At 56.8% G+C, this 19,603-nt stretch carries 15 protein-coding genes and 1 pseudogene; 10 read left to right on the top strand and 6 right to left on the bottom strand.

What is annotated here, in order from left to right; translation table 11 throughout:
• Positions 1-21: 21 nt before the first annotated feature.
• Positions 22-792: pseudogene (locus tag BMW31_RS05860) on the top strand (ABC transporter ATP-binding protein); the annotation flags it as partial.
• A 60-nt stretch (positions 793-852) separates the two neighbouring features.
• Here BMW31_RS05860 and BMW31_RS05855 read toward each other — a convergent pair.
• The 4 genes from BMW31_RS05855 to BMW31_RS13420 all read right to left on the bottom strand — a co-directional run bounded on the left by BMW31_RS05855 (position 853) and on the right by BMW31_RS13420 (position 4,645).
• Positions 853-1,731 (bottom strand): PfkB family carbohydrate kinase, encoded by an 879-nt coding sequence (locus BMW31_RS05855; RefSeq protein WP_091822425.1) that lies wholly within the window; start codon positions 1,729-1,731, stop codon positions 853-855.
• Between the two features lie 342 nt (positions 1,732-2,073).
• Positions 2,074-2,913: an outer membrane beta-barrel protein gene (locus BMW31_RS05850; protein ID WP_091822421.1), complete on the bottom strand. Its 840-nt coding sequence runs from the start codon at positions 2,911-2,913 to the stop codon at positions 2,074-2,076.
• 27 nt (positions 2,914-2,940) lie between these two features.
• Positions 2,941-4,227, bottom strand: coding sequence for a TonB-dependent receptor (locus BMW31_RS05845; RefSeq protein ID WP_091822417.1), 1,287 nt, complete (start codon positions 4,225-4,227; stop codon positions 2,941-2,943).
• Positions 4,228-4,492: 265 nt separating this feature from the next.
• Positions 4,493-4,645, bottom strand: coding sequence for a hypothetical protein (locus BMW31_RS13420; protein ID WP_177166279.1), 153 nt, complete (start codon positions 4,643-4,645; stop codon positions 4,493-4,495).
• A gap of 46 nt (positions 4,646-4,691) precedes the next feature.
• Here BMW31_RS13420 and BMW31_RS05840 point away from each other — a divergent pair, with 46 nt between their 5' ends.
• Together BMW31_RS05840 and BMW31_RS05835 are read left to right on the top strand one after the other, a co-directional pair.
• Positions 4,692-5,522 (top strand): pyridoxamine kinase, encoded by an 831-nt coding sequence (locus tag BMW31_RS05840; protein WP_091822414.1) that lies wholly within the window; start codon positions 4,692-4,694, stop codon positions 5,520-5,522.
• Positions 5,523-5,535: 13 nt separating this feature from the next.
• Positions 5,536-7,197, top strand: a complete 1,662-nt coding sequence (locus BMW31_RS05835; protein WP_091822410.1) for a putative transporter — start codon at positions 5,536-5,538, stop codon at positions 7,195-7,197.
• A 643-nt stretch (positions 7,198-7,840) separates the two neighbouring features.
• On the opposite strand, the gene BMW31_RS05830 is transcribed toward BMW31_RS05835, so the two are convergent.
• Together BMW31_RS05830 and BMW31_RS05825 are read right to left on the bottom strand one after the other, a co-directional pair.
• Positions 7,841-9,577, bottom strand: a complete 1,737-nt coding sequence (locus BMW31_RS05830) for an RluA family pseudouridine synthase (protein WP_091822407.1) — start codon at positions 9,575-9,577, stop codon at positions 7,841-7,843.
• Between the two features lie 14 nt (positions 9,578-9,591).
• Positions 9,592-10,707, bottom strand: a complete 1,116-nt coding sequence (locus BMW31_RS05825) for a carboxymuconolactone decarboxylase family protein (RefSeq protein ID WP_255404843.1) — start codon at positions 10,705-10,707, stop codon at positions 9,592-9,594.
• Between the two features lie 171 nt (positions 10,708-10,878).
• Between BMW31_RS05825 and BMW31_RS05820 the strand changes: the two genes are divergently transcribed.
• The 7 genes from BMW31_RS05820 (at position 10,879) to BMW31_RS05795 (ending at position 19,600) form a co-directional block, all read left to right on the top strand.
• A complete protein-coding gene (locus BMW31_RS05820; RefSeq protein ID WP_091822400.1) occupies positions 10,879-12,039 on the top strand; it encodes a PCMD domain-containing protein in 1,161 nt (386 codons plus the stop codon).
• 1 nt (position 12,040) lies between these two features.
• On the top strand, positions 12,041-12,790 hold the full coding sequence (locus BMW31_RS05815; RefSeq protein ID WP_091822397.1) for a porin family protein: 750 nt from the start codon (positions 12,041-12,043) through the stop codon (positions 12,788-12,790).
• Between the two features lie 125 nt (positions 12,791-12,915).
• A complete protein-coding gene (locus BMW31_RS13415) occupies positions 12,916-13,065 on the top strand; it encodes a hypothetical protein (RefSeq protein WP_177166278.1) in 150 nt (49 codons plus the stop codon).
• 58 nt (positions 13,066-13,123) lie between these two features.
• Complete coding sequence (gene pncB / locus BMW31_RS05810) at positions 13,124-14,329, top strand: nicotinate phosphoribosyltransferase (protein ID WP_091822393.1); 1,206 nt, start codon at positions 13,124-13,126, stop codon at positions 14,327-14,329.
• A gap of 187 nt (positions 14,330-14,516) precedes the next feature.
• Complete coding sequence (locus tag BMW31_RS05805) at positions 14,517-15,068, top strand: RNA polymerase sigma-70 factor (protein ID WP_143049158.1); 552 nt, start codon at positions 14,517-14,519, stop codon at positions 15,066-15,068.
• 48 nt (positions 15,069-15,116) lie between these two features.
• Positions 15,117-16,127 carry a FecR family protein gene (locus BMW31_RS05800; RefSeq protein ID WP_091822388.1) on the top strand — a complete coding sequence of 337 codons (1,011 nt, stop codon included), beginning with the start codon at positions 15,117-15,119 and terminating at the stop codon, positions 16,125-16,127.
• A 98-nt stretch (positions 16,128-16,225) separates the two neighbouring features.
• Positions 16,226-19,600, top strand: coding sequence for a TonB-dependent receptor (locus tag BMW31_RS05795; protein WP_255404842.1), 3,375 nt, complete (start codon positions 16,226-16,228; stop codon positions 19,598-19,600).
• Positions 19,601-19,603 lie beyond the last annotated feature (3 nt).

The raw sequence follows: 19,603 nt of genomic DNA, 5'->3' as shown, positions 1-19,603 counted from the left end.
AAAAATATTATCTTTGCACAGATGGAAACGATAAAGATAGAAAACCTGACGATAGGCTACGCGGACAAGATTGTGGCCAAGGAGCTAAACGGCTCGATAGGTAGCGGCCGGCTGACGTGCCTGCTCGGAGAGAACGGAGTGGGCAAGTCGACCCTGTTGCGCACCTTGGCGGGATTCCAGCCGGCCATCAGCGGCACCGTTACCTATACCGCGGCACCCGGCCTGAAGCCCGGCTCGGGCGGCCGCAAGCTGGCCAAACTGGTGAGCGTTGTGCTCACACAGAAGCCCAACGTGCACAACATTACCGTGGCGGAGATGGTGGGCATGGGCCGCGCTCCGTACACCAACTTCTGGGGAACGCTCTCTGCAGCCGACCGCGAGATAGTTTCCCGCGCCATGCAGCTGGTGGGCATCGGGCCCATGAGCCACCGCATGGTGCACACCTTGAGCGATGGAGAGCGCCAGAAGGTGATGATTGCCAAGGCGCTGGCACAGCAGACGCCCGTCATCTTGCTTGATGAGCCGACGGCGTTCCTCGACTTTCCGAGCAAGGTTGAGATGATGCAGCTGCTCCACAGGCTTGCAGCAGAGATGGACAAAACCATCTTTCTCTCCACCCACGACCTAGAGCTGGCCCTCCAGATAGCCGACATGCTCTGGATGATGAACCGCACCCGCGGCCTCACCATCGGCACTCCGCGCCAGCTGGCGGCACTGGGAATACTGAGCGAGTACGTGGAAAGAGACGACATCAGCTTCGACAAGGAGACGCTGACCATACGGGTAAGGAGCCCGCAGCGGCTCGCCGGGCAGGAGTGAGCGGAACTTCAGGATTGCGGCAGCATCAAAGAGCTATCCCAGACGGATAACTCTTTTGATGTCCTTCAGCGTCTTGTCGAACGGCCCCGAGTGCTCCAGCTTGAGCGTACACATGGCAGCGGCAAACTTGCCGGCCTCCTCGTAGCCCGCGCCTTGCGAGCGGCAGTAGAGGTAACCGGTAGAGTACGTATCGCCGCAGCCCGTTGCATCCACCACTCTCGACGGCTCGTAGGCCGGTATCTCGTAGAATTTGCCCTCGGCGTAGATGAGCGATCCGTAGCTTCCCAGCGTCACGATGACCTCGCGGACACCGTATTCGGCCAGCTTGAGGGCTACCGAGCGCGGATTGCGGGAGCTGGTGATGACCTCCATCTCGTGCTCGTTCAGCTTCACGATGTCGGTAAAGTTGAGCACCCGCTCCTTGTCTTTCCAGTCTATGGCGTACACGTTTTCGCCCCTCACCTCGCGCAGGTAGCCCTGCACGTCGATGGAGATGAGGCCGCGCGTGGAGAGGTATTCCACCACGTCGGGCGAGAAGTCGTCGTTCAGCAGCGAGCCCAAGTGGTACACGCGGGCCTGCTCCGTCAGCTTCATCTCGTCCACTGTAAAGGGGTCGGCCTTAGCCAGAACGCGCTGGGTGCGGTTGTTCGAGTTCTCTCCATATTTGTTTTCAAAGTACACCGTGTGCTGACTCGGGTAGCATCTCACGTCTATTCCCGCCTGTCGCATCAGCTCCACTTCCTTCATTTGGCCGCGTCCCACCTTGGTAACGAGCTGGAACGACACCGCGGGCGGCAGCCGGTTCATGCCGTAGGACATGTAGAAGGAGGTTCCGCCGGCCATGTAGACGGTTTGTTCCGGCGTGATTATCTTATCGCGGGTGATGTGCCCAATGCAGCAAATATCTATCATCTTCTCTCCGAGTTAGGGCGTAAGGCAGCGTCGTCGGGCGCCTGTGAGCCGTCGCAGGGCGCCGCCTTACAAACTGTTGTATCGTGCAAAGATAGTTTTTTTGTAACATACAAGCAAACAAAATTGAAAAATATTGCGTTTTGACCTACGCTTGCGCCCTGTCCGCCGGCCTGTTTCCGGGTGCCGGAATGCCATCGGTTGCGTTGTTGAAGGATAGGAGCAGGAACTTTCGACACTTGTCGCACATGAGTGTGACACTTGTCGCACGATTGTTCGACACTTGTCGAAAGTTCCCGGACAGGTCAGTTTTCCATCCTGATTGTAAAATATCAGCTTCCTGCTTCATTTAATCGTGATGTCTTCGTTATTGATGGCGCTGCCTGCATTGCGGCTTCTGAAATTCGTTCCGAAGTGCCAGGTCACAGAGAAAGAAAGCATGGACGAGGGCAAGGATACCTCCGAATGCTGATAGACTCCCTTGAGCCGGTAGTCTGTACGCTGCCGGTGCCACAGCCCGAACATGTCTGTATAGCGTATCGATAAGTCGATGCGGCCTTTCCACAGCGACTTGCGGGCCAGCAGATCCAGTGTAGGCTTGAGCCGTGTAGTGTAGTTCATGGCTATTATCCTGCTGATATAGGTTCCCGATAGGTTAAAGAACCAGTTGCGGGGTGCCATATAGCTCACGTTCATCGAACTGTTGAATATCCATCCCTCGTTACCTGTGCTCAACGAGGAGGCCTGCATGGAGGGAGTTAGTTTCAGCGACTGATGCGTTACCCCGGCCGAGAGGTTGAGGGTGAGCATGTTCTTCAGTAGCGGCAGATAGTAGCTGCCCGTGGCAGAGAACATGCGGCTGCGGCCTGCGTTCTGGTATGTCGTGGTGGTGTAGTCTTCTATGTAAACTTGGTCTACCATGTCTTTGGTTCGTTCATACGATACCTGCATATTCAGATATCCATTCCTTATTTGCCGTGCGTAAGCCAGTGTGAAGCGGTTGGCGTATTGTGGTTTGAGGCTGGGGTTGCCTTTTATCTTGCTCTCTTCGCTAATATAATAGATTTCAGGGTTCAGGTAATCGATGCTGGGTCGCCATATCCTGCGCAGGTAAGTGGCCGAGAGATTGCCCTTTTTGCCATTCCATGCCACGGTGGCAGCAGGCAGAAACGACAGGTGCCTCACGCTGACGGTACCGAACCGGTAGCCGTCCTACTCTCCTTTCAGTATCACGAAGGCTCCCAAATGGGTGCCAAGGTCGAACTGGTCTTTTACGTACAACTGCTGCACATCAGAGTTGTAACGTTCCTTGGAGGCCGTGAGCAGGCTCTGCCGGAAGATGCTCTTGTAACCCGCGATGACGTTATGGAAGATGCGGCCGGTGTGCAGACTGTCGGCTTCATCTACTATCTCGCCCGTCCACTCATGCAGACCGCCCCTGTAGGTGTATGCCGACGGAGTTGTTACCTCATTTGTATTTAGATAGTTGAGATAGCGTGCCTTGCCGAACAAACGGTTGTTCTTACCGGGATTGTAGCGTGCTACAGCATTGCCAAAGTGGCTGAAATACTTTTCGCGTGTATGCTGATTGGAGGCGCCGACGTTAGTTATTGGCAAGTAGGAGTTCGTGTGGGCGTTGTAGCCAAACATGGAATAAGAGAGAAAAGCCATCCAACGGGATGAGAAAAACAGGTTGACCCTTGTGGAGGCAGCATACTGGTTTAGGTTTGTCTTATCATGAGAACGGAAAGTCAGCGCCCCATCCCTGAAGGTGGAACGGTCGCTGTGCTGGCGGCTATAGGTATGAGAAACCCACGAGGTGATGTCCACTTTCTCCGAGTGATACGACACATTGGGCATCACGAAGCTGCCCGGGCGCGTTAGTTGTGTGCTTAGTTCCGCCTCTCCTTTGAAGAGGCGCGTGTGGTCTTTCTTACGAATGAAGTTGATTTCACCGGCATACGTGTCTTCATTTACGCCTACCCTACGGATCTCTACACGCTCAATCTCGGTGGCGTCTACCTTGGCAATCTCCTCTTGGCTTATCTCTATGCCGTCAAGAAGCAGCTTGGCAGGTTTGTCGTTACCCAGGAGCTTGAAGCCAGTATCGCCATATATCACGCCCGGTAAGCGCCGGAGAGCCAAATCCAACTTTGCAGTGGCGGGCAGCCCTCTGGTGTCGAGGGCGAAAACTGTTCGCTCGGCATTAGATCGGGCCAGCTTACGGAACCCGATGACTTTTACCTCTCCTATTGACAGATGGCGCATGGTGAGAACTTGCTCACCCTCGGCTGCGGTGCTGATAAGGGTATCTAATGGCTCGTACAGGTTGGATTGTACCGACACTTCGGCCTCCGTGCAACTGTCAGCCTCGGCCAACTGGCACCTGAAGCGGCCCTCCGTGTCGGTCAGTCCGCTCTGTCGGTGCCCGCAGTTGTCCACGCGCACGGCCACACCTGTTACGGGCTGCAGTTCTGTGTCTACGACAACAATCTGCAATCTACGTTGCTGTGCAAGGGCTCTGCAGCCCAGCAATGCAAGAATTCCTATTAAAATAGCGCGACGGGTCACCCTACGGCAATCCGTCATGCGGGTTGATAAACAGGCTGTCATACTCAATTGCTCTTCCTATTTTTATGGCATGACACGATAATATCCCACCAACTGCAAATTCATAATTTACAAATAAAGTGATATAATCAATACAGTCCAAATCCTGAAAGTTAATTATTGTAAACCGACACCTGACAGGCAGCCATCAGTTCTATTGCTTTATAGACAACAGGCTAAACCAGACGGCCGCATGAAGCAGCCCTTCTGCCGCAAGCGGAAGCTCCCTTTCGGCCAGAAACATCATGGCAGCAGCGATGCAGATTAGTTGAAGGAAGAATTTTGGAGTTTTGCTTTCGTCTTTCATTTATTTGCCGTACCTTCGCACATTGAAAGTATATGAACCAACAGGAATGAGCAAGAAACAGGTACTTCTCATCAATGACATCTGCGGATACGGCAAGGTTGCCACCGCTGCCATGCTGCCCCTGCTCTCGTACATGGGGCATTCCGTCTACAATCTGCCCACTGCCTTGGTGTCTAACACGCTCGATTACGGCACGTTCAACATCCTTGACACCACGGAATACATCAAGGGCGTGTTTCCCGTATGGAAGGAGCTGGGCTTCGGCTTCGATGCCATTGCCACGGGCTTCATCGTCTCCGAACGGCAGGCCGGCATCGTTTCGCGCTACTGCCAGGAACAGGCAGCGGGCGGAACGCTCATCTTTGCCGACCCCATCATGGGCGACGAGGGCAAGCTCTACAACGGAGTAACGCCCGCGACCATCAGGAGTATGCGCGAGATGCTGTCGGTCGCCCACCTTTGTTACCCCAACTATACCGAGGCCTGCTATCTTACCGGGCGCGAATACAGGCCTGAAGGGGTTTCGGAAGCCGAAGCCCGCAGCCTTCTGAACCACCTGCGGAAGACCGGAGCCAAGTCGGCACTCATCACGAGCATACCCGTTGACGGTACGCCTACGGTGGTTGGCTACAACCATACGACCCAAGAATACTTCCTGTTGCCCTACACCGAGATTCCCGTTCACTTCCCCGGAACGGGCGACATCTTCTCAGCAGTCCTCATAGGCCACCTGCTCGACGGCGAGCCTTTGGAGCAGAGCACCCAGCGAGCCATGGATGCTGTGTGGACACTCATCGACCTCAACAAGGAAAATGCCGACAAGAACCGCGGCATTCCGCTTGAGAACTACCTCGAAATCGTGAAGAGAAAGCCCTGACGGAGCACATTCTATGGATTGGTTTAACGGACTTTTTGCCATTCAGTCGTCAATACAGACCATCGTGGTGCTGTCTGCCATCTGTGCCGTAGGCCTGGCTCTGGCCAAGCTCAAGGTAATGGGCGTGTCGCTCGGAGTGGCCTTCGTGTTCTTTGTGGGCATCGTTGCCGGCCACTTCGGACTGTCAGTTGACCACGCGGTGCTGGACTATGCCGAGACGTTCGGCCTCGTGCTGTTCGTTTACATGCTGGGTTTGCACGTGGGCCCCAACTTCTTCAACTCGCTTCGTCATGAGGGCATGCCGCTCAATATGTGGTCGCTGGCCGTCATCTTGTTAGGTACGGCGATGGCGCTGGCAATGAGTCCGCTCACCGGAGTGAGCCTTCCCGACATGGTGGGACTGCTCTGCGGCGCCACGACCAATACCCCCGCGCTGGGTGCTGCACAGCAGGCGCTCAGCCATCTCGGACAGCCGTCGGGCTCGCTGGCACTGGGCACGGCCGTTACTTATCCGTTGGGCGTGGTGGGAGTGATACTGGCAATGGTGGTGCTGCGCAAGCTCTTCGTCCGTCCCGACGACCTCAAGGTTTGTTCGGGCAATGATGACAACAAGACGTACATCGGCGAATACCGGGTTGAGAACCCCGCACTGGACGGCAAGACCATAGCCCAGGTGGCCCAGCACACGATGGACAAGTTCATCATCTCGCGCATCTGGCGCGGCAAGGAGGTGATAGTGCCCTTTGCCAACACCGTGCTGCACAAGGACGACGACCTGCTGGTGGTGACCATGCGCAATGAGGAAGCGGCCATGGAGCTGCTCTTCGGCGAGAAGGTGAACCGCAACTGGAACAGGGAGAAGATAGACTGGAACCACATAGACTCAACGGTAGAGAGCCGCGAAATCATCATCAGCCGAACCGTTCTCAACGGTAAGCGGCTGGGAGAGCTGCAACTTCGCAACGCTTACGGCGTGAACGTGAGCCGCGTTTTCCGTGGAGACATCAAGCTGCTGGCCACCGATGACCTGCGGCTGCAGTACGGCGACCGCGTTGTCTGCGTGGGAGAGCACGATGCCTTGCACAATGTTTCGCGCTTCTTCGGCAATGCAGAGCGCCGACTCAATGAACCCAACGTGGGCAGTATATTCCTGGGAGTCATCCTCGGACTTGCTTTGGGCACCATTCCGCTATCCCTTCCCGGCATGAGTGCGCCCGTACGGCTCGGCATAGCCGGCGGTCCCATCGTGATGGGTATCATGGTGGGCGCGCTCGGTCCGCGCATGCACATCATCTCCTACACCACGAACTCGGCCTCGCTCATGCTCCGCAAGTTCGGGCTCAGCCTCTACCTGGCCTGTCTGGGGCTCGATGCAGGCAAGGATTTCTTTGCCACTGTGGTGCGTCCCGAGGGCCTGATGTGGATAGGCTTGGGCTTTCTGCTCACCGTGGTGCCCGTGTTGACGGTGGGCTTTGCAATCCTGCAAACCCGCAAGTTCGACTTCGGAACCATCTGCGGCATCCTCTGCGGCAGCATGGCCAACCCCATGGCGCTGGGCTATGCCAACGATACAATCGAGGGCGACACGCCGAGCATCTCCTACGCCAGCGTCTATCCGCTGGGCATGTTCCTGCGGGTAATCATCGCGCAGGTAATCATCATGTTCTTGGTTTGAGGCTTTCTTTCAAGAAGTTATCGCTTCGCTGCGCTCGCGGAGAAGTTTAGGTAGATGAAAGAAGTTAAAGGCCAATGGCTTGAAGTTAGGCTCGCTGCGCTCGCGGAGAAGTTAAAGAAAATATAAGAAGTTAAAGGCCAACGGCTCTGCTCTTAGGAGTAGGGGCGTTGGTCTTTGTGTTCCGAGGGGGAAGAAAAGACAGGACGGGGAACTTTTGACACTTGTCGAAGATATGTGCGACAAGTGTCAAACAATCGTGCGACAAGTGTCGAAAGTTCGTGCTTATATACTTTCAAGCTCTTGAAGCGCATTTTCAGCACTCCGGTATGTTGCTTCAAAATCGCAATTTGATTGCTTTTTGCGTCGTTTCTTCATTCGCCTTGTAGACTAAAAACAAAAAATCAACGGTTCTGCATCTTGTTAACAGAACCATTGGCCTTTAACTTCTTTCATCTTCCTTAACTTCTCCGCGAGCGCAGCGAGCGCTAACTACCGACTAAAAGCTTTACCTTCTTTCATCTTCTTTAACTTCTAAACGAGCGCAGCGAGCCTAACTTCAAACCATTGGCCTTTAACTTCTTTCATCTACCTTAACTTCTTCGCGAGCGCAGCGAGTGATAACTTCTAACCCCGAAATCCCCTTTTAAAACTCCGGCTCGCACCTGAAGGTGACCTGCCTGCCCGTGAGCGGATGGCGGAAAGTTATCTCCGCGGCATGCAGATAGAGGCGGGCGGACTTGTGGCCATACAGTTCGTCGCCCTTAATGGGATTGTTCAAGCCCGCCGGATGGGCGCAGTGAACGCGCAGCTGGTGCGTGCGGCCCGTGTGCGGCCATAGCTCTATGCGGCCGTTACCTATATAATAATAGTCGGTTACGGCCTCCTTGCCGTGCGTGAAGTCGACCAGCTGGCGCGGCCGATCGTTGATGTCGGGGCGCAGAGGCAGGCTGATGGTGCCACGGTTGCCTGCAGGCAGCGTGCTGACGGCCGTCTCCAGCAGGGCCACATACTTCTTCCTGACGGCGTGAGCCCTGAACTGGCGCTGCAAATCCTTGTAGGCGTCCATGGTCTTGGCTACCACCAGGAGGCCGCTGGTGGCCATGTCGAGGCGGTGAACCATCAGCGGACTGTCGCTGTCGGCGTACCGCTGCCGCATGAAGTCATAGACCGAGGCGCGCCGGCTCTTGCCCGGAACGCTCAACATGCCGGCCGGTTTGCTGACTACTGCGATGGCTTGGTCTTCGTATAGTATTGTGGGTTCGGCGCTGTCCTCGGCCTCCAGCGCGTTAGGTTCCACCTCCAAGCCTTGCAGCATCCAGCCCAGCAGGGGCTTGCACTTGCCGTTGCAGGCCGGATAGAAGTGCAGATGGCGGCGCAACTCATCGCGCGGACTCGCGCCCCACCAGAACATCGCCATGCAGAGGGGCCGCAAGCCGTGGCTGTAAGCATACTGCAGCAGCTTGGGTTCGCAGCACTCGCCCGAGCCGGAAGGCGGAATGGCCGCGTCGTTATGGCTGTAGTCGCGGAATATCCGGATAAGATTGCGGCGCGCGCCGTTGGCATTGAGCAGGCTGAACTGTGAAAAGAGCCAGTGCTGCAGCTCGTCGCTCTGCTGCTTGCGTTGCCGCTTCAGGGCCTCAATCTCGTGCCGGCGAGGCGCGATTTCGGCCTCCTTGCCGGCAATGGTGGCCTGCCATCGGGCTTTCAGTCGCCGGAGTTCGGCCTTCAGGAACTGGCTTTCGCGTGTGAGCTCTGCCTCCTCCGCCGTGCTCAGGTTGCCCCGCAGGCGCCGTTCGTCGCGCCGCCGCTTGGCCTCGGTGGCGGTCTGCTTCATGGCAGCAAGCTCGCTCTCGGCCTGCCGGTGCAGTGCTTCCAGCTCGTTCTCGGCCTGCAGCAGCGCCTCGCTGTGCTCCAACCGGAACACCGAATGGTTGATGCAGCTGATTTGCTGCTCGCGGGTCTTGAAGTAGCCGCCAGGCTGCAGGTAATCGAAAACGGCGGGAACGAAGGGTGAGAACTCGGGTGTTGGGTGATGGGTGGTGGGTGTTGGGTGATTGGTGATGGGTGTTGGGTGGTGTTGGGTGATGGGTGATGAAGGATGGGTGACGGCAGGCGAGTCGAAATAATCTATCTGTCCGCTGTACGCCTGCAGGTAGGCGAGGCGGGTGTTAGGTGTTGGGTGATGGGTGTTAGTGGGTATTTCGACCACCAAGATGCCGAACATCTTTCCGCTGTCAATCTCCTCGCGGAAAGGTGCATGAGCCAGTTCGCCCTGCAGCTTGCGGGCGGCAAGCATGCAGAGCGGATGGGGCTCGTAATAGAAAGGGTTGTTGAAACGGGCCGGCGGGGTGATGTCGGTGGTGAGCGGGTGTAAGAGCATGGCCGCGGCTGGCGTCAGGGCAGCTTGTTGTAGACCTCGTCGGTTACGGGTTCCAGCCACTCGTTGCTGGCGTCGGCGGCCGTTTTGGTGGTGTAGGTGAGGTGCTGGAACCAGCTGTCCTTGGCCGCTCCGTGCCAGTGCTTGGCCTCGGCCGGAATGGCGATAACGGTGCCCGGCTTCATTTCTACGGCCGGTTTGCCCCATTCCTGGTACCAACCGCGGCCGGCAACGCAGATGAGTACCTGCACGCTCTTGTGGTGTATGTGCCAGTTGTTGCGGCAGCGGGGCTCGAAAGTCACGTTAACGGGGCAGCCGTTCTGGGCATCGAGCGGTGCCAGATAGCTGTTGCCGATGAAGTACTGGGCGTAGTCGGCGTTGAATTTTCCCTTCGGCCACACGCTGAAGTCAACCGGCTGGCCCTCGCCGAACGGTTCTCCCGTAATCTTGGCTATGGCCCGGCGGCAGCGGAAAGCCTCCGTCTCGCCCACGCGGGCCTGCAGTACGGCGGGAATGGAGCGCAGCTCTTCCGGCTTTACGCCCATGTTGAGCGCGCCCTGGCAGTGGGCAGCGAGCTGCGGGTCGCAGCCCTCCAGGCTCGCGATGGCACTCACGGTAACAATCTCGCGGTCGCTTTCGGACAGCGCCTTGCCGGCAAATATGTCGCCAAAGAGGTGCGCCTTGAGATAGTAGTCGGTGCGGGGGGCAAACTGATAGTTGAACGGCTGGCCCGAGAGTCGTGTTTGTACGTCCGTTCCCCGCTTCAGGGCATCGAAGCCTGCGGGCACCGGCAGCGGGTCGTCCTGCCCCATATCGGTCTTTTTGCCGGCAGCCTCGCGGTCAGCAACGGCTTGCTGCAGCTGTCCGAGTGCATTGAGGCTGCGCGGGAATCCCGTGTAGGCATAGAGTTGTGAGAGTGCTTCCTTGATTTCGGCAACGGTGAGTCCGTTGTCCAGTCCTTCATCGATGGCCGTGTAGAGATGCTGCAGGTCACCCTTTGCCTCTAAGCCCGCGATGGCTGAGAGGCCTTGTTGTCTTGGTGTAAGTGTCATATTTACTTGTGCTTTAGTTTGCAGTGGCGCGGCCGTAAGCATGCTCCAGGCCAGTGCCAAACAAAATATCAGTCTCTTCATGTCAATCTGTTTAGATGTTTACAAAGATACGAATAATCGGTTAAAGGCGAATGATAAATTTTGCAGAAAGGTGTACCTATTTTACAGAAGATGATTATGCGGCCGTCATTTTTGGTGGGTTGACGGTTTTTTTATACATTTGCATCAATTTTTATCAATAGAGTTTTGCTTATGAAGTTATTCTTCAAACTGGGAGCCTGCATGGCAGCAACGTTGCTGCTTGGCTCCTGCATCAAGGACGAACCGCTCAACGCGGAGGCCGACATCCTCTCGGCAGCAGTCCATGTGGACAATCCGGGCGAGTTGTTCTATCATGTTACGGATACGGAACGTATGGTGCCGTCGGCCGAAACCACGATTACATTCACCGTGAAGCGCAAGGCCGACGTGAGTGCTCTGGCCCCCCGATTCGCCTTAACGGACGGAGCAACCATCCAACCGGCCAACGGTTCGGTGCAGGACTTCAGCAACGGGCCCGTCGTTTACACCGTTACGTCGCAGGACGGGGCATGGACAAGGCGCTACGAGGTGGCCTTCGAGGCCGTGGCGCGCATGGAGCGCGATACCGTGAGCTATGACTTCGAGCACTTCGAGCTTACCTCGCTGGGCGAAGGTGCAGCCAAATACTACGCATGGAAGAGCGAGAACGAGGACGGAACGCTTGGTAACGACTGGGCAACGGGCAACGGCGGCTTCTCGATAGCAGCCTGGGACAAGTCGCCCGAAGAGTTTCCGTCGGTGCCCGAAGCCAACGGCTACGACGGCTACGGCGTGAAGCTGACCACCCGCAGCACGGGAGCACTGGGCGCGATGATGAACATGCGGCTGGCTGCCGGCAACCTGTTCTACGGCGACTTCGACCTGGAGAACGCCTTGATGGACCCCTTGCACGCCACGCGTTTTGGCAAACCGTTCGACCGCAAGCCGCTCCGTTTCACGGGATATTATAAATACCAGCCCGGCAAGGAGTTTTGGGACAAGACCGGCCACGTGCTGGCACGCCCCGACAGTGCCGACGTTTACGCCGTGTTCTACCGCAACCACGACGATCGGGGCAATGCCGTGACGCTGGACGGAGAGAACGTGAAGACCAGCGAACTTATCGTGGCGATGGCCGATATGGGCTATGTGAAACCCGTGGACGAGTGGACTGAATTTGATGTTACGTTCGCCTATAGCGCCGACATAGACCTCGACGTGCTCTCGGAGCGTGGCTACAGCCTGGCTCTTGTGTTCTCTTCGAGCAAGGACGGAGCCTCTTTTCTGGGCGCGCCGGGCAGCACTCTCTATATAGATAAGGTGAAAGTGATTTGTGAAAAGGAGGATGAATAAGATGAAAAAGATACTTGCAACGGCCCTGATGGCCGTCTTTACACTTGCTGCCGGCGCGCAGCACTGCATGCGAAGCAACGTAGACGTGGCCCTGCGCATAGGTTATTCGGTGGGAGGAACGGCTCCCGTGGGGCTGCCTGCCGAGATACGGCACCTGAACAGCTACACCCTGCAGCCCAACCTGCAGGCAGGCATCGACGTGCACAAGGCCCTGGGCTGCGGCTGGGGCGTACTGTCAGGGCTGCGACTGGAGAACAAGGGCATGAACATAGACGCCCGGGTAAAGAACTACCACACAGCAGTGGTGCAGGGAGACCAGCACCTTGAGGGCATGTTCACGGGCAACGTGAAGACCAAAGTCACCGAGTGGATGTTCACGCTGCCCGTAGAAGCCACCTTTGACGTGGCCCGCAACGTGCGGCTCAAGGCAGGTCCGTACGTATCGTGGGTGGTGTCGCGCAGCTTCGACGGCTACGTTCACGGCGGCTACCTGCGCGTAAGCAACCCCACGGGAGCCAAGGTGAACATGGGCGAAGACGAGGGAACGCGCGGCAACTACGACTTCTCTGCCAGCATGCGCCGCATGCAGTGGGGCGTGAGTGCAGGCGTTGACTGGACCTTCTGGCGCAACGTGGGAGCCTACTTTGACCTGAACTGGGGCCTCACGGGCATCCATCACAGCGACTTCAAGACCATAGACCAGACGCTGTACCCCATCTTCGGCACCGTCGGACTGGTGTGCCGGCTCTGACCTTACGGCCTCCGCGCCGCCGGCCTCACGGCAAGCTGAAAGGCTGCCGTGAGGCTTTTTTGCGTTTTTAGGATGCAGTTATGAAATAAAATTGTAATTTTGCAGCCATAACCAATCAACAGGCAATGGCAAAGACCTTCTCCCATTTCGGTGCCGACGACGACACCCGGCGCAGCGAACTCATACGAACCATTGAGCACGCCGTGGAGCATCTCACCTCTGCAGAGCTGGAGGCGCTGTACTATGACATGTTGACTAAAGACTACATCAGGTAAGGCAGCCTTGCCGGAAGGCAGTGCCGGGAGCCTTGCCCATAATTTTATCCATTACATCATGAGGCAGATTATCAACCATTTCACCGACGACGACCTTTACAAGTTCAGCATGTGCTGCGCCGTCATCGACAACTTTCCGCGCGCGCAGGTCAAGTACACCTTCGTTGACCGTAACGACCAGGTTTATCCCTTCGGCTTTGCCGACGAGCTGAACCACCAGATCAGGCTGCTGGAAAACGTCGTGATAACCGACGAGGAGGTGGCCTTCATGCGCCGCCGCTGCTACTACATTCCCGACTGGTTCTACAAGTATCTCAAAGGATACCGCTACAACCACGAGTGGGTAAAGGCCTGGCAGGACGACGAGGGGCACCTGCACGTGGAGTTCGAGGGAAACTGGAGCGACACCATCCTGCTGGAAGTGAAGGTGCTGGCCATCATATCGGAGCTCTTCTACACCATGACCGGGCAGGACGAGAAGTTCGACTACGAGGCCTACTATCGCAAAACCTACGCCAAGGGCGAGCGACTCTTGGCCGCCGGTTGCGTGTACAGCGACTTCGGAACGCGCCGCCGCGCCTCGCTCGAGGCCGAGGACACCATCGTACGCGCCATGAGCGACTGCTGCCGCTCGCGCCAGTGGCCGGGCCGGTTCGTGGGCACCAGCAACGTGTACCTGGCCATGAAGTACGACCTGCAGCCCGTAGGAACCATGGCCCACGAGTTCGTCTGTGCCATCGGCGGCATGTTCGGGCCCCTCATGGCCAACCACATGGCCATGAACGCGTGGCGCAACACCTTCCGCGGAGCACTGGGAACGTATCTCTACGACAGCTATGGATGGGACATCTTCAGCCTCAACTTCAGCGAAGACTTTGCCCACCTGTTCAAAGGACTGCGTGTAGACAGCGGCAACAACCACGAACAACTCATGAAGATAGCCGAGAAGTACCGCTCCTTCGGCATTGACCCAAGGAGCAAGCAGGTTATCTTCAGCAACGCGCTCGACACCGACCGCGCCATCGAGATACAGCGTTACGCCGTGGACTACTGCGTGCCCTCCTTCGGCATCGGCACCCACTTTACGAACGACTTTGCCGACATCACGCCCATGAACATCGTCATCAAGCTCACCGCCGTGAAGATAACGGAGACGTGGCCGTTCTATAACGACACCTGCAAGCTGAGCGAAGACAAGGGCAAACACACCGGCAAGCCCGAGGTGATACGCCGCTTCATGGACGAGATACACTTCACGGAGTAAGGTGGAGCATACCTTCAAGCCCCTTGACCGATACCTTCAGGGCTGCCGAAGATGCCCTTCGGCAGCCTTGAATGGCACATGCTGCGAAAGTGCTGGATAACAATGCGTTCGAAATATTTTGTTTTCATTCCCCTTTTTCGTAATTTTGTAGCCCGAAGTAACATCTATACAATACACCCGGGTGCGTATGCTGACCTCCGACGAACTACTCCTTTCTGCCATTGCGGGCGGTGACGAGAAGGCTTTCGACGCCTTCTTCGCGAGGTACTATGCCAAGATGAAGTATTTTGTCAAGGGGCTGTGCCACGACGAATACGCGGCGGAGAACATCGTGCAGGACATCTTCATGAACCTGTGGGTGCGCCGCGGCGAGCTGGAGGGCATCCGTTCGCTGGACTCGTACCTCTTTACCAGCGCGCGCAACTCGGCGCTCCGGGCGCTGCGCGAACGCCTGCGGCAGCAGCCGGAGGAAAACATTCCGGAGGCCGAAGCCAACACCACGGAGGAGGATGTGTACCTGCGCGAGCTGGAGGCGATGATAGACAGGCGCGTGGCCCGCATGCCCGCCCAGCGGCGGAGGGTGTTCCTGATGAGCCGCCGCGACGGCAAGACCAACGCCGATATAGCCCGCGAGCTGGGCATCAGCATCCGTACCGTGGAGACGCACATCTCGGCCGCGCTGGCCGACCTCAAGGAGCTGAAGTTCTTCTTGCTGCTTTTAATGCTTAACTTTAATTAACTACGTGTTTCGTTTTATCAACTGCTCTGCTTGTTGAACACTGATAACATGAACGGCGATAAGGCATACCACATTATCAAACGCCATTTTGACGGAACGCTTCCGCCAAGATACAGGCGCATGGTGGCCCACTGGCTGCTCTCCGGAGATAGCGAGGAGGAGCAGCAGGCGGCGCTGGGGCGTATCTGGAACGAGGCCCCGCAGGCCGATGACGGTGCCCTGGAGGAGGCTCTCCGCACCCACCGCAGCCGCCGCGATGCCTACGAGGCGACCCGCCGCCGCAAGCTGCGCCTGCGCAGGGTGCTCAAATATGCCGCCGCGGTAGCCCTGCCGCTGTTCCTGATGGCGGCAGCCTGGACGGCGTCCTGCCGCTACCATGCCGCCGAGAGCCGCATGATGGTGTGCCAGGTGCCCGACGGGCAGACGCGCCGGCTGCTGCTCTCGGACGGTTCGGAGCTGACGGTAAACGGCGGTTCGAAGGTTATCTATCCCGAAAAATTCGGCCACGGCGGGAGCCGCAACGTGTTCGTATCGGGCGAGGTGTTCTTCGACGTGGCCCACGATGCGGCCCGCCCGTTCGTCGTGAACGCCGAGAACCTGACCATCAGGGTGCTGGGCACGCGCTTCAACCTGCGTGCCTACTCCGATGAGAACAGCATCACCACCACCCTGCTCAGGGGCAGCGTGCGCGTGGCAGTTGACGATACGGCGCTCGTACTGCGCCCCGACGAGCAGGCGGTGTACGCCCGGCTGTCGAAGAAAATAAGCAAGTTCGGCACCCATGCGGCCGACGAGGCCTCGTGGATAGACGGCCGCCTGAGCTTTGACCAGCAGCCGCTGAGCCGCATCATACCCGTACTGGTACACAAGTACGGCGTGAAGTTCAGCGTCGACTCTTCCATCAGCATGGCCGAGAAGTACACCATGAACTTCGAGAAGAACGAGAGTCTGCACGATGTACTGGACATATTGGCGCAAATAGCTGCAAACATAGACTACCAAATGAATGGAAACCACGTTACGCTTTACAGAAGCAGAAAGGAGGGAGCTCGCAGATAACCATCCCCAACCCCGAAAGTAAGGACCCCAACCACATCCTGACAAGAATTGAATACTTAGACTTAAAACCTTTTGTAATTTTAATCGAATGCTAACAAATGATTAACCTATTAACCAAGACCACGCTGGCCGCGTTGCGACAAGGCAGAAGGGCGGTTCTCCTGCTGATGCTGCTGGCAGCCTCTTCGGCCTACGGCCAGAACCAGATGGTCAAATTATCAACAACCAGAGCTACGATTAAGTCGGTTATCACTGCCATAGAAAGGCAGACGGACATGTCGGTCGACTTTAGTCAAAGCGTCTTGGACCCCCAAACAGTGGTAACAGTTTCGAGCACCAACCAGCGGCTCTCGGCGCTGCTCGACGAGGTGCTGGGCAGCCGGGGCTTGGAGTACAAGATTACGGGCCGCCACATCGTCATCACCAAAAAGGAGCAGGCACAACGCTCACAGCAGGCCCGCGACCGGCATACCGTTACCGGTACGGTGACCGACAAGAACGGGGAGCCCGTTACCGGAGCTACCGTAAAGGTGGCCGGAACGGGTACCGGTGCCGTTACCGACATTGACGGCAACTTCTCTCTCGACGCTCCGGAGAACGCAACGCTCGAAGTTTCGTACATCGGCTACACCGACCAGCGCATCAGCCTGGGCGGCAAGCGCAGCGTGAACATTACCATGAGCGAGGACCAGCAGGTGCTCGACGAGGTGGTGGTGATAGGCTACGGCACCACGACGCGCCGCAGCATAACCGGCGCTGTTGACCAGGTGAAGAGCGACATGCTGCAGGACAAGCCCGTGGCCAATGTTACGCAGGCCTTGCAGGGCGCTGCGCCCAACCTGATTATACAGCGCAAGAGCTTCAACCCTAACGGCGAGAGCAACAACCTCAACATCCGAGGTATCAGCACAACGAACAGCAACTCGCCTCTGGTGGTGATTGACGGGCTCGTGATGAATGAAGGCGCGCTGAACGACCTCAACCCCAACGACATCGACAACATCTCGGTGCTCAAGGATGCGGGCGCTGCAGCCATCTACGGTTCACGCTCCTCGAACGGCGTTATCCTCGTAACGACCAAGAAAGGGCGCATAAACGAGCCCACGAGGGTGCGCCTGAGTTCTTCCGTAGGATGGGAGGACCCCGACATTCTCTTTACTCCCGTAAAGGGATATCAGAACGCCACGCTCAAGAACCTGGCCCTCACGAACTCTGGACTGGCACCTGAATTTACTCCCGAGCAGATACGCGACCTGTACGACCACCAGTCGGAAGAGGCCTGGTTCCTGCCCCAGATATTCCGTACAGCCCTCCAGCAGAGCCACAACCTGAGCATATCGGGCGGCAGCCAGAAGACAACGTACATGGTGAGCGTGGGCTACTACGACCAGCAGAGCAACTACGTGGGCAACGACGGCTTCGGAGTGAAGCGCTACAACCTGCGCTCCAACATCTCTACCGAGGTGGGGCGCTTCAAGATACAGGCCCTGCTCGCCTACACGCGCAACAACAGCTTGTCTACAACGGGCGGCAGTCTGGAGATTGATGCCGAACGTGTGCCGCCGTATTATTACAACAAACTGAAGGAAGACGGCAAGTATCTGCTCAACAACGCGCTGTCGCAGTTCAACCCGCTGGGCAGCCTCGAGGCCAGCGGAACCAACAAATACCGCAACAACGACTTCGTGGCAAACCTGAATGCAGAGATGAGAATCATCGACGGACTGAAGCTGCGCGGCGTCTTCGGCGTTGATGTGGCCAACCAGACACGTTACACCCGCACCTTTACCGTACCTTATTATTATAGCGCAACACAAGATAAGCCGTCGAGTTATCAGAACGAGAAGACTTATACTGATAACTGGAACTACGACTCCTACCTGCTCAACACGCAGCTGCTGCTCGACTACAACAAGAGCTTCGGCGACCACACGGTGAGCGGACTCGTTGGTGTGACCAACGAGAGCTACACGGGCCGCGGCAACGAAATACGCATCGACTTCCCGAACCCCGACCTGGGAACCAAGGCAAACGACGATGCCGAGATAAGCACCAGCGGCAGCTCGCACGTTTATCCCGAAGACCAGATACGCACGAGCATCACCTCCGTGCTGGGTCGTTTGGGCTATAACTACGCCGAACGCTACTATGCAGAGTTCAACTTCCGCTACGACGGCTCGTCGAAGTTCGCTTCCAAGAACCGCTGGGGCTTCTTCCCGTCTCTCTCACTGGGTTGGCGTATCTCGTCGGAACCCTGGATGAAGGATTATCAGGAGAAGGTGGGCGACCTGAAGTTGCGCGGTTCGTACGGTATTCTGGGCAACCAGACCATCGGTACCTACGACCGTTACACAACCTACAACATGTACACCAACACCTACGCGTACAACAACAAGCCCGTTACGGGTGCCGGTTTCACTCTGGGAAGCGACGAACTGAAGTGGGAAAAGACCAAGACGCTGAACCTGGGTTTTGATGCCACGTTCTTCAAGAGCGCCCTCAACGTGAGCTTCGACTACTTCTACAAGCGTACCGTCGACATTCTCATGAAGCCCGTTGTGCCCTCCGTGTTCGGCACAAGCCAGAATATGGCCAACCTGGGCGAGGTGAGCAACCGCGGCTGGGAGCTCTCGCTGAACTACCGACTCAAGTCAGGAGCCTTCATCCATAACTTTACCGGCAACATTGCCGACTCGTTCAACAAGCTCGAAAAGTTCCCGCAGCGCGAGGAAATCACCGGTTCGGACGAGATATACTTCCTCAAGCGTGTCGGTGTTCCGTTGGGTTCGTACTATGGTTACAAGACAGCAGGCCACTTCCAGAGCTACGAGGAGATTGAGGCTTCGGCTATCCCGGTGGGCGTAACCGTGCGTCCGGGCGACAACAAGTACGTTGACCGCAACGACGATGGCATCATCGACTCCAAGGATCGCTATGTGTTGGGCAACGCGTTCCCACGCTACACCTTCGGTTTTACATACTCGCTGAACTGGAAAGGCTTCGACTTCAGCCTCTTCGCACAGGGCGTAGGCAAGCGCGACATGATGATTCGCGGCGAGCTCATGGAGCCGTTCCACGCCAACTATTCGTATGTCATCTTCAAACATCAGCTCGATTTCTGGACTCCAACCAATACGGAAGCCAAGTATCCGCGCCTGAGCGCATCGGGCAGTGCATCCAGCCAGAACAACTTCCGGCAGGCTTCAGACATGTACATGCTCAACGGCGCCTACCTGAGATTGAAGAACATTACCCTCGGTTACACCCTGCCAAAGGCTTGGACAACAAAGGTTGGGGTCGACAAGCTGAGAGTCTACGTGACTGGACAGAACCTGCTCACTTTCTCTCACAACTCATTTATCGACCCGGAGACTTCTGAGTTCAACAATCAAATGAGCCAAGGAGGTGCCAACAGTGCCCGTAACTATCCTACACTGAGATACTACGGCTTCGGTTTGGATATCGAATTCTAATAA

Origin of the sequence: Prevotella sp. kh1p2, from assembly GCF_900111525.1 — a bacterium.
Classification (GTDB): Bacteria; Bacteroidota; Bacteroidia; order Bacteroidales; family Bacteroidaceae; genus Prevotella.
Note: the sequence above shows the minus strand (reverse complement) of the source record. Positions and strands in the feature narration are given on the sequence as shown.